General features: G+C 67.6%; 12 protein-coding genes. 6 read left to right on the top strand and 6 right to left on the bottom strand.

Annotation, left to right across the window (positions count from 1 at the left end; genetic code table 11):
• Positions 1-64: 64 nt before the first annotated feature.
• Positions 65-913 carry a LysR family transcriptional regulator gene (locus tag ACXAGF_RS12650; RefSeq protein WP_475019278.1) on the bottom strand — a complete coding sequence of 283 codons (849 nt, stop codon included), beginning with the start codon at positions 911-913 and terminating at the stop codon, positions 65-67.
• Between the two features lie 215 nt (positions 914-1,128).
• Between ACXAGF_RS12650 and ACXAGF_RS12645 the strand changes: the two genes are divergently transcribed.
• From ACXAGF_RS12645 to ACXAGF_RS12630, 4 genes are read left to right on the top strand one after another with little or no spacing between them, the layout of a single operon-like run.
• Positions 1,129-3,579 (top strand): GcvT family protein, encoded by a 2,451-nt coding sequence (locus tag ACXAGF_RS12645; protein ID WP_475017526.1) that lies wholly within the window; start codon positions 1,129-1,131, stop codon positions 3,577-3,579.
• Positions 3,576-6,023, top strand: coding sequence for a GcvT family protein (locus ACXAGF_RS12640; protein WP_475017524.1), 2,448 nt, complete (start codon positions 3,576-3,578; stop codon positions 6,021-6,023). The genes ACXAGF_RS12645 and ACXAGF_RS12640 overlap by 4 nt, the downstream gene beginning before the upstream one ends.
• A complete protein-coding gene (locus ACXAGF_RS12635; protein ID WP_475017522.1) occupies positions 6,020-6,865 on the top strand; it encodes an isocitrate lyase/PEP mutase family protein in 846 nt (281 codons plus the stop codon). Before ACXAGF_RS12640 ends, ACXAGF_RS12635 begins: the two co-directional genes overlap by 4 nt.
• The gene (locus ACXAGF_RS12630) at positions 6,858-8,396 is read left to right on the top strand and encodes a trimethylamine methyltransferase family protein (RefSeq protein WP_475017520.1); all 1,539 of its coding nucleotides are present in this window, start codon (positions 6,858-6,860) and stop codon (positions 8,394-8,396) included. The genes ACXAGF_RS12635 and ACXAGF_RS12630 overlap by 8 nt, the downstream gene beginning before the upstream one ends.
• Positions 8,397-8,399: 3 nt before the next feature.
• Here ACXAGF_RS12630 and ACXAGF_RS12625 read toward each other — a convergent pair whose 3' ends face one another.
• Positions 8,400-8,846: an Lrp/AsnC family transcriptional regulator gene (locus ACXAGF_RS12625; RefSeq protein ID WP_475017519.1), complete on the bottom strand. Its 447-nt coding sequence runs from the start codon at positions 8,844-8,846 to the stop codon at positions 8,400-8,402.
• A gap of 111 nt (positions 8,847-8,957) precedes the next feature.
• Here ACXAGF_RS12625 and ACXAGF_RS12620 point away from each other — a divergent pair, with 111 nt between their 5' ends.
• Entirely contained in the window at positions 8,958-9,536 is a 579-nt protein-coding gene (locus tag ACXAGF_RS12620) for a cysteine hydrolase family protein (protein ID WP_475019277.1), read from the top strand.
• 32 nt (positions 9,537-9,568) lie between these two features.
• Here the strand turns inward: ACXAGF_RS12620 and ACXAGF_RS12615 are convergent, their stop codons facing one another.
• From ACXAGF_RS12615 to ACXAGF_RS12600, 4 genes are all read right to left on the bottom strand, one after another.
• Positions 9,569-10,075, bottom strand: coding sequence for a hypothetical protein (locus tag ACXAGF_RS12615; RefSeq protein ID WP_475017517.1), 507 nt, complete (start codon positions 10,073-10,075; stop codon positions 9,569-9,571).
• 104 nt (positions 10,076-10,179) lie between these two features.
• A complete protein-coding gene (locus ACXAGF_RS12610) occupies positions 10,180-11,283 on the bottom strand; it encodes an ABC transporter substrate-binding protein (protein WP_475017516.1) in 1,104 nt (367 codons plus the stop codon).
• Position 11,284: 1 nt separating this feature from the next.
• A complete protein-coding gene (fhuF, locus tag ACXAGF_RS12605; RefSeq protein ID WP_475019276.1) occupies positions 11,285-11,947 on the bottom strand; it encodes a siderophore-iron reductase FhuF in 663 nt (220 codons plus the stop codon).
• 100 nt (positions 11,948-12,047) lie between these two features.
• Positions 12,048-14,225: a TonB-dependent siderophore receptor gene (locus ACXAGF_RS12600; protein ID WP_475017514.1), complete on the bottom strand. Its 2,178-nt coding sequence runs from the start codon at positions 14,223-14,225 to the stop codon at positions 12,048-12,050.
• 38 nt (positions 14,226-14,263) lie between these two features.
• Here ACXAGF_RS12600 and ACXAGF_RS12595 point away from each other — a divergent pair, with 38 nt between their 5' ends.
• Positions 14,264-14,404 carry a hypothetical protein gene (locus tag ACXAGF_RS12595; RefSeq protein ID WP_475017512.1) on the top strand — a complete coding sequence of 47 codons (141 nt, stop codon included), beginning with the start codon at positions 14,264-14,266 and terminating at the stop codon, positions 14,402-14,404.

Raw genomic sequence — 14,404 nt, 5'->3', positions numbered from 1 at the left:
CCGCCGGCCGGGGCTGGCCCCCGGATAATGCGCTCGAAGGACGGCGCTGGCAAATGACGGCGGTTCAGCCGTTCAGCAGGGCCTGCATCAGGCCGATGATGCGGCGGTGCTGGTGAGCGTGTCGGGTGCGGACATTGACGGCGGCATAGGCGGTCTGGGAGATCGGATCGGCGCCGGCGACGCGCGTCACGGCGCCCGTGCGCAGCAGGCGCTTGACGTCGGGCTCCATCACGAAGGCGGAGCCGCCCAGCCTCGTCAGGAGCGCGATGATCGCGGTGGTTTCGCCGCTCGCGATCGGGGCGGTGGCAAGGTGTGGGTAGGCCTGGCGGTGAAGCCGCTCGAACGCCGGCGAATAATTCGCCTGGATGTATTCCTCGGCCCGGACATCGGCGATGTCGGAGACCTTGGTGCTGACCATCTCGTAGAGGACGTCGCCGATCCGCTCATAGTGCAGGTCCGGCAGGTAGTGCGGGCTGTAGAGGATGGCGAGGTCGAGGTCGCCGGCGGCGAGGTCGCGGTTCATCTGGTTGGAGTAATCGATCTCGACGTAGATCGATGTACCCGGCAGTTCGCGCCGCACCGCCGCCAGCCAGTCGCCGGCGTAATGCGCGGCGAGGTCGTGCTGCAGGCCGATGCGCATCGAGCGCTCGTAGGCGCCGGCCATCTCCACCGCGCGCGCCGCCTCGTGCCACTGGTGCTGCAGCGCCTTGGCGTGGTCGTGGAAGCGCAGGCCCGCCGCCGTCGGCTGGGTGCCGCCCTTGTTGCGGGAGAACAGCGGCCGGCCCAGCACCGCCTCCAGCGCCTTGACCCGGTGCGAGACGGTCGATTGCGTCAGGTTCAGTCGTTCCGCCGTGCGGTTGAAGCTGCGGGTTTCCATGAGGTCGAGGAAAGTCTCGATCAGTTCGATCTGCACGCCGATGCGCTCCGGAAATGTTGGTTGTCGCACGCGCCCGCCCGCGAATTTTCCGGCCACAAGCCGGACATCCGGACCGGCCGATAGACGAAGCGTGTCCGCGCTTTGCGCGCGATCGCCACCCTAATCGAATTCCTCGATCAATAAAGCGGATTCTGCCCGCTTGTTGCGTGCCGGTTTGATTGCCACAAATCGCCAACAATCAGGGGAATGACATGTCAAACTTGCCATCGCATGCCAGGGTCGTGATCATCGGAGGCGGCGCCGTCGGCGCGTCCGCGCTCTACCATCTGGCCAAGGCCGGGTGGACGGATTGCGTGCTCCTCGAAAAGAACGAGCTGACCGCCGGCTCCACCTGGCACGCCGCCGGCAACGTGCCGACCTTCTCGTCCTCCTGGTCGATCATGAACATGCAGCGCTATTCCGCCTCGCTCTATCGCGAGCTCGGGGCGCTCGTCGACTATCCGATGAACTACCACGTCACCGGCTCGATCCGCCTCGGCCATTCCAGGGAGCGGCTGCAGGAGTTCAAGCGTGTCGTCGGCATGGGCCGCTACCAGGGCATGGACCTCGACATCCTTTCGCCCGACGAGATGCGCAGCCGCTATCCCTTCCTCGAGACCCACGACCTGACCGGCGCGCTCTTCGACCCCTATGACGGCGACATCGACCCGGCGCAGCTGACGCAGGCGCTGGCGAAGGGCGCGCGCGATCTGGGCGCCAAGGTGATCCGCTTCTGTCCGGTGACCGGGGTTCGCCGCGAAAACGAGGAGTGGGTGATCGCGACGCCGCAGGGCGAGATCCGCTGCGAATACGTCGTCAACGCCGCAGGCTACTACGCCCGCGAGGTCGGCAAGATGTTCGGCCGCGACGTGCCGATGATGGTGATGAGCCACCAGTACATCCTGTTCGAGGAAATCCCCGAGCTCGCGGCCTGGTCGAAGGAGGCGGGGCACAAGCTGCCGCTGCTGCGCGACGTCGACAGCTCCTACTACCTGCGCCAGGAAAAGAACGGCATGAACCTCGGGCCGTACGAGAAGAACTGCAAGGCGCACTGGGTGGCGCCGGACGATCCGATGCCGGATGACTTCTCCTTCCAGTTGTTCCCCGACGACCTCGAGCGGCTGGAATGGTACCTGAACGACGCCTGCGAGCGCGTGCCGATCCTCGGCACGGCCGGCCTGTCGCGGATGATCAACGGGCCGATCCCCTATGCGCCGGACGGCAATCCGCTGATCGGGCCGATGCCGGGCGTGCCGAACGCGTTCGAGGCCTGCGTCTTCACCTTCGGCATCTGCCAGGCCGGCGGCGCCGGCAAGGTGCTGGCCGAATGGGTGACGGAGGGCGAGACCGAGTGGGACATGTGGTCCTGCGATCCGCGCCGCTATACCAGCTTTGCTTCGGACCGCGACTACTGCATCGCCAAGGGCATGGAAGTGTACGGCCACGAATATGCCATGCACTTCCCGAAGCACGCCTGGCCGGCCGGACGCGACCGCAAGCTTTCGCCGATTCACGACCGCATCAAGGCGCTCGGCGCCCAGTTCAAGCCGTTCAACGGCTGGGAGCGCGCCAACTGGTATGCCCGGCCCGGCGACGACCTCTCCGAAGAGGCGACCCAGACCTGGAACCGTGAAGGGCCGTGGCGGCCGCGGATCGAGGCGGAATGCCGCGCCGTCAACGAGGCCGCCGGCATCCTCGACCTGCCGGGCTTCTCGCGCTATCGCGTCAAGGGCGAGGGGGCGACCGCCTGGCTGTCCTCTCTGGTGACCGGCCGTGTACCGAAGCCCGGCCGCATCGGCCTTGCCTATTTCTCCGACGACAAGGGCCGCATCGTCACCGAGATGTCGGTGATGATGCTGGACGAGGACTTCTTCTTCCTGATCACGGCGGCGACGGCGCAATGGCACGATCTCGAGTGGCTGAAGAAGCACCTGCCGAAGGATGCCGCTTTCACGATTGACGACGTCACGGAGAATTTTTCCTGCCAGATCCTGTCCGGACCGAAGTCGCGGGCGATCCTCGCCGAGGTATCCGATGCCGACCTGCAGAAGGGATGGCTGACGCACCAGAGCTGCCAGATCGCCGGCCGCTGGTGCCAGCTGGTGCGCGTCTCCTTCGCCGGCGAGCTCGGCTGGGAGATCCACACCAAGGTCGAGGACACGCCGGCGATCTTCGACGCCGTCTGGGCGGCGGGGCAGAAGCACGGGCTGAAGCCATTCGGTATGGAAGCCCTGGATTCGCTGCGGATCGAGAAGGGCTACCGCGCCTGGAAGGGCGACCTTTCGACCGACTACACCGTGCTGCAGGGCGGCCTGGAGCGGTTCGTCGACTGGTCCAAGCCCGCCTTCAAGGGCAAGGCGGCGCTGGAGCGCGAGAAGCAGCAGGGCGTTTCCAAGCGCTTCGTGCTGCTGACGGTCGAGGCGGGCGACTGCGATGCGCCGTACATGTCGACGCTGTGGCACGGCGGGCAGGTGGTCGGGGAGACCACCTCCGGCAACTGGGGCTATCGCGTCGGCAAGTCGATCGCACTCGGCATGCTGCGCGCCGACCTTGCCGAGCCGGGCACCGAGATCGAGGTGGAAATCTACGGCGACCGCTTCAAGGCCACCGTCCAGCCGGACGGGCCGCTTTATGATCCCAACAACGAAAGACTGCGCGCATGAGCAAGACGATTCCCCAGAAGGCGCGCGCGGTCATCATCGGCGGCGGCGTCTCTGGCTGCTCGGTCGCCTATCACCTCGCCAAGCTCGGCTGGACCGATGTCGTGTTGCTCGAGCGCAGGCAGCTCACTTGCGGTACGACCTGGCATGCCGCCGGACTGATCGGCCAGTTGCGCGCCTCGCAGAACATGACGCGGCTGGCAAAATACTCCGCCGACCTCTACGTCAAGCTCGAGGCCGAGACCGGCATCGGCACCGGCATGAAGCAGAACGGCTCGATGACGGTGGCGCTGACGGACGAGCGCAAGGAGGAGATTTACCGCCAGGCCTCGCTGGCGCGCGCCTTCGACGTCGACGTGCGCGAGATCGCCATCGACGAGGTCAAGGCGATGTATCCGCACCTCAACACGGCGGGCGTGAAGGCCGCCGTGCACCTGCCGCTCGACGGCCAGTGCGACCCGGCCAACATCGCGATGGCCTTGGCGAAGGGGGCGCGCCAGAACGGGGCGACGGTGATCGAGGGCGTCAAGGTCACCGCGGTGCTGACGAAGGACGGCCGCGTCACCGGCGTCACCTGCGAGCAGAATGGCGAGAGCTTCACGATCGAGACGGAGAACGTCGTCAATGCCGCCGGCATGTGGGGCCGGACGCTCGCCGACATGTCGGGCGTGACGCTGCCGCTGCATGCCTGCGAGCATTTCTACATCGTCACCGAGCCGATCGGCGGGCTGAAGCAGTTGCCCGTTCTGCGCGTGCCGGACGAATGCACCTACTACAAGGAGGACGCCGGCAAGATGCTGATCGGCGCCTTCGAGCTGAAGGCCAAGCCCTGGGGCATGGACGGCATCCGCGAGGACTTCTGCTTCGACCAGCTGCCGGAGGACTTCGACCACTTCCAGCCGATCCTGGAAATGGCGATCAATCGCATGCCGATGCTGGAAACGGCCGGCATCCACACCTTCTTCAACGGCCCGGAAAGCTTCACCCCGGACGACCGCTACTATCTCGGCGAGGCGCCGGAACTGAAGGGCTACTGGGTCGCGGCCGGCTACAACTCGATCGGCATTGTCTCCTCCGGCGGCGCCGGCATGGCGCTGGCGCAGTGGATGAACGACGGCGAACCGCCGTTCGACCTCTGGGAGGTGGACATCCGCCGCGCCCAGCCGTTCCAGAAGAACCGCGCCTATCTGAAGGATCGCGTTTCGGAGACGCTGGGGCTGCTCTACGCCGACCATTTCCCCTACCGCCAGATGGCTACCGCGCGCGGCGTGCGGCGCTCACCGCTGCACGAGCACCTGAAGGCCCGCGGCGCGGTGTTCGGCGAGGTCGCCGGCTGGGAGCGCGCCAACTGGTTCGCACGGGACGGGCAGGAGCGGGAGTACCGCTACAGCTGGAAGCGGCAGAACTGGTTCGAGAACCAGAAGGAGGAGCACCTTGCCGTGCGCACCGGCGTCGGCCTGTTCGACATGACCTCCTTCGGCAAGATCCGCGTCGAGGGGCGCGACGCGCTCGCCTTCCTGCAGAAGCTGTGTGCCAACCAGATGGACGTGCCGGCCGGCCGCATCGTCTATACCCAGATGCTCAACGCCCGCGGCGGCATAGAGAGCGACCTGACGGTGACGCGCCTGTCCGAGACGGCGTTCCTGCTGGTGGTACCCGGCGCGACGCTGCAGCGCGACCTGGCCTGGCTGCGCAAGCACCTTCAGGACGAGTTCGTCGTCATCACCGACGTCACGGCGGCCGAGAGCGTGCTCTGCGTCATGGGGCCGAAGGCGCGCGAGCTGATGCAGAAGGTCAGCCCCAACGACTTTTCCAACGCGCACCACCCCTTTGCGACCGCGCGCGAGATCGAGATCGGCATGGGCCTCGCCCGCGCCCATCGCGTCACCTATGTCGGTGAACTCGGCTGGGAGCTCTATGTGCCGACCGATCAGGCGGCGCATGTGTTCGAGGCGCTGGACCAGGCGGGGGCCGATGTTGGGCTGAAGCTCTGCGGCCTGCACACGCTCGACAGCTGCCGCATCGAAAAGGCCTTCCGCCACTTCGGCCACGACATCACCGACGAGGACCACGTGCTCGAGGCCGGCCTCGGCTTTGCCGTCCGCGCCGGCAAGGGCGAGTTCATCGGCCGCGAGGCGGTGCTGCGACGCCAGGACAAGGGGCTCAGGCGGCGGATGGTGCAGTTCCGGCTGACCGACCCCGAGCCGCTGCTGTTCCACAACGAGGCGCTGGTGCGGGACGGGACGATCGTCTCGACCGTCACCTCGGGCAACTACGGCCACTTCCTCGGCGGCGCGATCGGCATGGGCTACGTGCCCTGCGAGGGCGAGAGCGAGGAACAGGTGCTGGCGTCCAACTACGAGATCGAGGTCGCCGGGGTGCGGGTGAGGGCGGAAGCGTCGCTGGCGCCGATGTACGACCCGAAGGCGGCGCGGGTGCGGGCATGACGACGCTTGCCGAGCGGCACCGGCGCTTTCACGAGCTGCACCGGTCGGGCTGCTTCGTCATCCCCAACCCGTGGGACATCGGCTCCGCCCGCATGATGGCGGCCGCCGGTGCGGTCGCCCTTGCCACCACCTCTGCCGGCTTCGCCTTCACCCTCGGCCGCCCCGACATGGGACGGGTGACGCGCGAAGAGGCGCTAAAGCATGCGCAAGACATCGTCCGCGCCACGCCGCTTCCGGTCTCGGGCGATCTCGAGAACGGTTTTGCCGATGCGCCGGACGAGGTCGCCGAGACGATCCGGCTTGCCGCCGAGGTCGGACTTTCCGGCTGCTCGATCGAAGACACGCAGATGGTCGAGGGCAACCCGGCCTATGCGTTTGAGCACGCCGTCGACCGCATCGGCGCCGCTGCCGACGCGGCGCGCTCGCTCGGGCGTCCCTTCGTCCTGTGCGCACGCGCCGACGGGGTGATGAACGGCGCCTACGATCTCGACGAGGCCATCCGACGCATCCAGGCCTTCGAAAGGGCGGGCGCGGACCTCCTCTATGTCCCGGTGCCTCCGGGCGCTGCAGAACTGCGCCGGGTCGTGCAGTCCGTTTCCCGTCCGGTCAACGCGCTGGCCGTCGGGCCGTTGCGCCAACTCAGCCTGCCGGAGTTCGCCGACATCGGCGTGCGCCGCATTTCCCTCGGCTCGGCACTCGCCCGCGTCACCCATGCCGCGATCGCCGAGCAGATGCAGGCCATCCTGACGGATGGCGACTTCAAAAAATTGTCCGCCGCAGCGTCGGGGGACCGGATCAATCAGATGCTTGCCGCCGGTGCGGGGGAGACCGATCATGAGTGAACAGGCAGTAATGTCCCGGCGTTCCGGCGGACGGGCGGCGCGCGTCGCGCTGCGTGCAGCCCCGCTGGCAGAGAACATCCGGCCGGTGCGCCCCGGCCTGCCCGGCGGGCAGTACAGGCCGCTGACCGAGGCGGGCGTGCGCCGCATCCACGAGGCCGCGCTCGACGCGCTCGAGAACATCGGCCTTGCCAATGCGCCGCAGTCCGGCGTCGAGATCCTGACCGGCGCCGGCGCCATCCTCGGCGAGGACGGCCGCATCCGCTTTCCGCGCGCGCTGGTGGAGGACATGCTGGCGGTCGCCGCGCGCGACATCACGCTTCATGGCCGGGATCCGAAATACGACCTGGAGCTCACCGGCACCCGCGTCCACTACGGCACGGCCGGCGCGGCGGTGCATATCGTCGACGTCGAGAAGCGCGAATACCGCGAGTCGACGGCGAAGGACCTCTTCAACGCCGCCCAGCTCGTCCATCACCTCGACAACATCCACTTCTTCCAGCGGGCGATGGTCTGCCGCGACGTGGCCGACAACTTCCTGATGGACATCAACACGCTCTACGGCTGCTGCGCCGGCACCTCCAAGCACGTCGGCACCAGCTTCTCAGATCCGTCGCACGTGGCGGGCTGCTTCGACCTGATCCACATGATGGCCGGCGGCGAGGACAAGTGGCGGGCGCGGCCGTTCGTCTCCAACTCGAACTGCTTCGTCGTCCCGCCGATGAAGTTCGCCGAGGAAAGCTGCATCACCATGGAGGCCTGCATCCGCGCGGGCATGCCGATCCTGCTGCTGTCGGCGGGCCAGGCGGGGGCGACCGCGCCGGCGCCGCTGGCAACGGCGATCGTGCAGGCGGTGGCCGAGTGCCTGGCCGGCGTCGTCTATGTCAACGCCCTGTCTCCCGGCCATCCGGCGATCTTCGGCACCTGGCCGTTCGTCTCCGACCTGCGCACCGGCGCGATGTCGGGCGGGTCGGGCGAACAGGCGCTGCTGACGGCCGGCTGCGCGCAGATGCACCAGTTCTACCGCCTGCCCGGCGGCGCCGCCGCCGGAATCGCCGATGCCAAGCTGCCCGACATGCAGGCCGGCTGGGAGCAGGCGATCTCCAACGTCATGGCCGGCCTGTCGGGGCTGAACATGGTCTACGAGGCGGTCGGCATGCACGCCTCGCTGCTTGGCTTCTGCCTGGAAAGCCTCGTGCTCGGCGACGACCTGCTCGGCCAGGTGCAGCGCTGCGTGCGCGGCATCGACGTCACCGAGGACTCGGTTTCGCTAGAGACCATGCGTTCGGTCTGCATGGGCGGGCCGGGCCACTATCTGGGCGATCCGCAGACGCTGTCCCTGATGCAGACGGAGTATATCTATCCGGCCGTCGCCGACCGCACGAGCCCGAAGGAATGGGCCGAGATCGGCAAGCCGGACCTCGTGGCCAAGGCGATCGAGCGCAAGAACCGCATCCTGGCCGAAGCCGGCGGGCCGCTGTTCGACCGCGAGATCGACCAGGCGGTGCGGGAGAAGTTCAAGATCTACTTCTGAGGCTCAGCCCCCGCGGCGGTCGAAGTGCGTGCGCAACGACACGTGCGTCTGGACCGTCGCGATGCCCGGCGTCGTCGCGATCTGCCGGCGCACGGTGTCGAGGTCAGCGTTGGAGGCGCACTCGACCAGCAGCATCAGATCGGTCGGGCCGGCGAGCGACCAGCAGGTGACGACGCTGGGGATCCCGGTCAGGTGCGGCACGACGTGGTCGCAGTTGCGGCCCGACTGGAAGCCGACCGCTATCAGCGCCTCGACGCCGGCGCGTTGCCGGTCGACGCCGAGGCGCACGGTGTAGCCGGCGATCACGCCGCGCTGCTCCAGCCGCCGGATCCGTTCGTGCACGGCGCTGCGCGACAGGCCGCTGTCGCGCGCCAGTTCGACCAGGCTCTTGCGGGCGTCGGCCCGCAGCGCGGCGATCAGCAGCCTGTCCTTGTCGTCAAGTTCGCTCATCCGGAAAATTCTCCCTTTCTCCGGACGAATGTCCGGATGTCCGTCGTCTTGTTGCGCGCTTCCGGACGAGAAGGCAACTATCTGTCGGTCATCCACCTCAAGGAGACGCCGATGCCGACCATCCCCGAGAATGCTGCCCTCATTCCGATCGACATGCAGAGAGCCTTCGATGCCGCACCCTGGCCGCGGCGCTGGAACGACAGGTTGGATGCGAACGGGCTGGCGCTGCTGGCAGCGTGGCGTGCGGCCGGCCGGCCGGTGATCCACGTCCGCCACGACAGCGCCGAGCCCAATTCCACGCTTCGCCCCGGAACGCCCGGCAATATCTTCCGGCCGGGGTTCGCGCCACTTGCGGACGAGCCGCTGGTGACCAAGAGCGTCAATGCCGCCTTCATCGGCACGGACCTCGACCTGCGGCTGCGCCGGCTCGGCATCGACACGGTCGTGCTGTTCGGCATCTCGACCGACATGTGCGTGTCGACCAGCGTGCGGGTCGGCGCCAATCTCGGCCTGCGCGTCATTCTCGTCGAGGACGCCTGCGACTGCTTCGATCTGCCCGATGGCGCGGGCGGCACGATCCCGGCGGCGGAGATCCACCGCGCCCATGTCGCGACGCTGCGCCACGAGTTCGCGACCGTCATGCGGACGGCCGCGGTGCTCGATGAACTGGCTGTCGCGGAGCCGGCCTAGCCGCACCTGCGCTGGCGGCCGCGGCCCGGGTGCTAGCGGCCGAGCGCCCGCAGGTCGCTGACCGACCACGTCCACTGCGGCGCGGTGATCTGCAGGAGATCGCTGCGGGTGAAGACGAGGTAGGTCGTGAACGACTGGCTCTGGCCGGGCGGCACGCGGGCGATGATCAGCGCCCGGTCGCTGCCGACGGGCGTGCAGGCGCCGCCGGGGCAGTTTTCCAGCTCGACCGTGAGGCGAAAGGACTGGAGCGTGGTCGCGCCGTTGTTGGTGACGGTCCCGGTGACGCGGTAGCTCGTCACCGGCTGGCCGACCGCAAACTGCATGTCGGACAGTGCGATTTCGTCCGCCGTGATCACGTTTGCCGGCTGCACGGGTTCGGGGGCAACGCTGCGATTCTCGGTGAACCAGAGCAGGATCGCGACGGTGAGCCCGATCGCGACGACGATGGTCAGGACGGGCTCGACCCAGGTCTGGAAGCGCCTGTAGCGCAAGGCAAGATAGAGCGTGGCTACCGCGACAACAGCAAAGGCCCAGACCATCAACGTCCTCCTCGCCAACCATATAGCGTGGACCGCGTGCGGCCAAAAGCCCTCCGCAACCATCCATCTGGGGATGGGCGTCGGTGACGCGTGGCGAACGCTGCCTACTTCAGGCTGATCCAGTAGGCGCCCTCGAAGGGAACCGCGGCGAAGCGGGCGTTGATTTCGGCAAGGGTCTGGTCGGGATCGACGTCGGGGAACAGCTCGGGCCGCAGCCAGTGGGCGAAAGCCTCGGCGGCGAGAATGTTGAGCGGGACGGCATTGAAGAAGTTCCACAGGCCGTGGACGCGGCCGCTGCGGATGGCCTTGAGGTCGGAAAGGATCGGCCGGGCGACCGCCTCCCGCAGCGTCGCTCGCGCCTCTTCCGGCGGCACGCCGGGGCCGACCGAGAAGCTGCTGTAGGTGCCGCCCGGCGAGGCGGTGGCGATATAGACCTCCGGGTCGGCGGCCACGAGGTACTCGATGCTGACGAAGGCGCCCTGGCGGGGCAGGTCGGCAGCGATGTTCCGGCTGCCGTTGATGCCGATGAACTCGCCGAGCCCGCCGACGCCATAGGCATAGCAGCAACCCTGGGCGTTGGGGAAGGCGTCCATCAGCACGGTCGGCCCCGGCTCGGGATGCTCCGCCGCCCGGCCGCGGATGCGCTTGAGCCGCTCCTCGTAGAAGCGGGCAAAGGCCTCCGCCTGCGCGTCGCGGTCGAGCACCTTGCCGAGCAGGCGCATGCTGACGACGGTGTTCTTCAGCGGGTCCTCGTTGAAGTCGACGACGACCACCGGGACGCCGATCTCGTCGAGATAGGCGAGCGCGCGCTTGCCGAGTTCGGTGCCCACCTGCCAGTTGGCGAGAATGGCGAGGTCCGCCTGCAGCGACAGGATGGTCTCGAAGGAGAAGCCGTTGCCGGTGCCGTCACCGATGACCGGGACGTCGGCGATCGCAGGAAACCTGCTGGCAAAGCTGTCGTAGATCGCCGGGTTGTCCGACTTCATGTCGCCGGCCCAGCCGGCCAGCAGGCTGACCGGATCGGGATGCACGAGCGACAGTGCCACCAGGTTGAAACCCGTACCGAGCAGGATTGCCTTCGGCTTTGACGGGATGGTCACCGTGCGGCCGAGCGCATCGGTGACCGTCAGCGGGTAGCGACCCTCGGCGCGCGCCATCTGGACCGGCAGCAGCACGCAGCAGAGGATGAGGACGAGCATACGGAGCATGTCATTGCTTTCTTTGATCGGGCAGGGCGCAGAGCTCGCCGCAGCTCGTGATGCCGGGCAGCATGTAGCGCAGGCAGCACACCTTCCGCCGACACTGGATCTGGCCGTCGTCGCGTTCGTGGCGCAGACAGCCGCAGAAGGGGTTGGGCGAGCCGTCCGGCAGCGCCTTCTCCTCGAACAGCGGGCGGGCGTGCCAGTGGTCGCCGTCCGCCGGAGGGGACGGCTGGGTAGCGTTCAGGGCATAGTCGATATAGACGGCGGCGTTGTTCCAGCCGAGCTTGGGCGCGATGCCGCCGAGCCGCTTCAACTGGGCGACCGCTTCGGCGAGATGGTCGGCGACCAGCGGCCCCACCATGGCGAGCGTGTCGCCGCTTTCGCACCAGTCGCCGGCATGGGCGAGGCCGAAGGCCCGCGGCAGTCCGTCGTCACCGATCGCGATCGTCATGGTGTCGATCGCGATCGGCAGCCGAAGTGCGGCGCGGCGCGCTACCACATAGGGAATCGCGAGCGCGGAGAAGTAGTACAGCGACCAGAACGAGGCGGCCGCACGCCGGTCGGCGCCGCCATGGGCGGCGGCGAGCCGGTCGAGCGCGGCAGCGAAAGCGCCGTCCTCGAAGAAGGCGCGCAGCGGCACGGCATCCGCAAGCTCGGCCGACAGCACCATCTTCTCGCCGCACCAGGCGTGCTCGCCCGAAAAGACCGCCCTCAGGCCCTGCGGCCCGAAGACGGTCTCGTCAGCCCTGGGAGGGATCGCGCTCAAGCCGTCACCATGTGTATTTGAGCGAGCCGATGACCGCTCGGCCCTGGTCCTTGTAGCAGAAGCCGGCCGAGCAGACGGGGTCGCGCCGGTCGAAGATGTTGGTGGCGTTGACCTGCAGGGTCAGGCCGGCCATCTTCTTGTCGAGGGCGGCGAAGTCGTAGCGCGCGGCCGCGTCGAACAGCACGCGCGAGCCGTTCTCCAGGACGTTCTCGTCGTCGCCGTAGCTGGGGCCGATGAAGCGGGCGCCGGCGCCGATCCCAAGGCCATTTGCGGCCGTGTCTTCCGGCAGGGTGTAGAACGCCCACAGCGCGGCCTGGTTTCGCGGCACCGAGGAGACGTCATTGCCGACCGTGCCTGCCGGCCCCTCGATGATCTTGGCCTGGAGGTAGGTGTAGGAGGCCGTGAGCGACAGACCGTTGTCGAGGCTGGTGTTGGCCTCGAGCTCGACGCCGCGCGAGCGCAGCTTGCCGCGCTGGACCTGGATGTTCGCCGGCCCGGTCGGCAGGTCGACCACCTCGTAGTAGAGGCCATTGTCCTGGTCGATGTTGAAGACGGCGGCCGACAGCATGGTGTTGCTGCCGGGCAGGAGATATTTCACGCCGATCTCTTCCTGCTCGCTCGTGGTCGGCTTGAACGGCGTGTTGGTCTCCTGGTTGAAGCCGGCGTTCGGCGAGAACGCGGTCGAGTAGGAGGCGTAGGGCGCGAGCCCGAAGTCGAACTCGTAGGTCAGGCCGATGCGCTTGGAGAAGGCGCGGTCGTCCTGGTCGAGCGGCGTCACCGTGCCGCTGGCAAGGTCGGTTGCGTCGGTGTCGGTCGTCACCCAGTCGTAGCGGCCGCCGAGCGTGAGCGTCCAGGCGTTGTAGCGAACCTGGTCCTGGATGTAGGTCCCGACCTGCCACTGGTCCTGGTCGACACGCTCGGTGAAGGGAATCGCGTCGACCGGATCGCCGCGGTCCGGATCGTTGGTGTCGAGCGGCGGGGAGACGCCGTAGCCGTTGAGCGAACGGTAGCGCAGCTTCATCAGGTCGACACCTGTCAGCAGGGTATGGTCGAGCGCTCCGGTCTCGAATTCGGAGACCAGCTGATTGTCGAGAACGACGGCCGAAAGGCGTTCGTCGAACGTGCCGGCGCTGCGGTCGATCAGGGTCGGATCGGTCGCATTGGGGGCGTAGGCGAAGGCCCAGTCGGCGTCGATGTTGAGCGTCGAGGCGCGCATGTTCTGGCGGAAGGTGAAGGTCTCGTTGAATCGATGCTCGAACTCGTAGCCGATGCGACCCTGGTTCTGGACCGAATCGTTGAAGGCCGGATTGCCGGCAAAGAAGTCCGTCACCTCGCCGGCCGCGCTGTCGTAGTAGTAGGCGGCCGCGCCGCCCGTCTTCGTGTAGGAATACTCGCCGAGCAGCGTCAGGCGCGTGTCCTCGTCCGGCTGCCAGGTGAAGGCCGGGGCGATGTAGATGCGGTCGTCGGGGACGCCGACCTGCTCGGTGTCGGAGGAGCGGGCCAGCCCGGTAAGGCGGTAGTAGAAGGGATCGGTGTCGTTGACGGCGCCGGAGAAGTCGAACTGGCCCTGGTAGCGGTCATGGCTGCCGGCCGACAGCTGGACCTCGCGCAGCGTCTCTTCCGTCGGGCGCTTGGTGACCAGGTTGAAAAGGCCGCCGGCGCCGGACGCGCCGTAGAGGGCGGAGGAGGGGCCGCGCAGGATGGAGACGCCCTCCAGCCCGTAGGGCTCGGTCTTGAAGAGCGAGGACCCGGCGCCGGGCTGGCGCAGGTTGTCGCGGAACACGCCGTTGTAGGTGACGTCGAAGCCACGGACGGTGAAGGAGTCGAAACGCGGGTCGAAGCCGTAGGCGTTCACGCGCACGCCGGGCGTGTAGGCGATCGTGTCGAGCAGGGTCTGAGGGTTGCGGTCCTGCAGTTGCGCCGCGGTGACGGAGGACACCGACTGCGGCGTCTGCAGGAACGGCGTGTCGACCTTGGCGCCGGTGGCGCTGCTGAGGCCGACATAGCCGTCCGCGGTGATCACCCCGCCGCTGCCGCCGTCGACAACGATCTCCTCCAGTGTCGTCGTGCCGTCGCTGGCGGCCGGCGGCGCCTCCTGTGCCGCCGCGGCGTGCGTGAGGGCAAGGAGCGACGTTCCGGCAAGGGCAAGTCGAAGGGCATGGCGCAAGGGGGAGGCTGTCATGGGCGTGCGGGAACTCTCTGGATGGGATTGACTATAAGATGACTAATTTCATCAAGTTTTTTCGCCTGCAAGTTTTACCTGATCAAAATAATCATGTTTTCGTGTCTGTTGCCGCGAGGCAACAGATGGCTTGCGGCGCGATGCTGCCGGCGAAGGCGGGAACCGGAATCGAAAAATGA

The organism is Mycoplana sp. ABR4_002 (assembly GCF_056159645.1).
Note: the sequence above shows the minus strand (reverse complement) of the source record. Positions and strands in the feature narration are given on the sequence as shown.

Coding starts and splice junctions, on each gene's coding strand:
- ACXAGF_RS12600 (WP_475017514.1), bottom strand. CDS start 14,225: ATGACAGCCTCCCCCTTGCGCCATGCCCTTCGACTTGCCCTTGCCGGA.
- ACXAGF_RS12645 (WP_475017526.1), top strand. CDS start 1,129: ATGTCAAACTTGCCATCGCATGCCAGGGTCGTGATCATCGGAGGCGGC.
- ACXAGF_RS12630 (WP_475017520.1), top strand. CDS start 6,858: ATGAGTGAACAGGCAGTAATGTCCCGGCGTTCCGGCGGACGGGCGGCG.
- ACXAGF_RS12620 (WP_475019277.1), top strand. CDS start 8,958: ATGCCGACCATCCCCGAGAATGCTGCCCTCATTCCGATCGACATGCAG.
- ACXAGF_RS12610 (WP_475017516.1), bottom strand. CDS start 11,283: ATGCTCCGTATGCTCGTCCTCATCCTCTGCTGCGTGCTGCTGCCGGTC.
- ACXAGF_RS12595 (WP_475017512.1), top strand. CDS start 14,264: ATGACTAATTTCATCAAGTTTTTTCGCCTGCAAGTTTTACCTGATCAA.
- ACXAGF_RS12625 (WP_475017519.1), bottom strand. CDS start 8,846: ATGAGCGAACTTGACGACAAGGACAGGCTGCTGATCGCCGCGCTGCGG.
- ACXAGF_RS12640 (WP_475017524.1), top strand. CDS start 3,576: ATGAGCAAGACGATTCCCCAGAAGGCGCGCGCGGTCATCATCGGCGGC.
- fhuF (WP_475019276.1), bottom strand. CDS start 11,947: ATGGTGCTGTCGGCCGAGCTTGCGGATGCCGTGCCGCTGCGCGCCTTC.
- ACXAGF_RS12615 (WP_475017517.1), bottom strand. CDS start 10,075: ATGGTCTGGGCCTTTGCTGTTGTCGCGGTAGCCACGCTCTATCTTGCC.
- ACXAGF_RS12635 (WP_475017522.1), top strand. CDS start 6,020: ATGACGACGCTTGCCGAGCGGCACCGGCGCTTTCACGAGCTGCACCGG.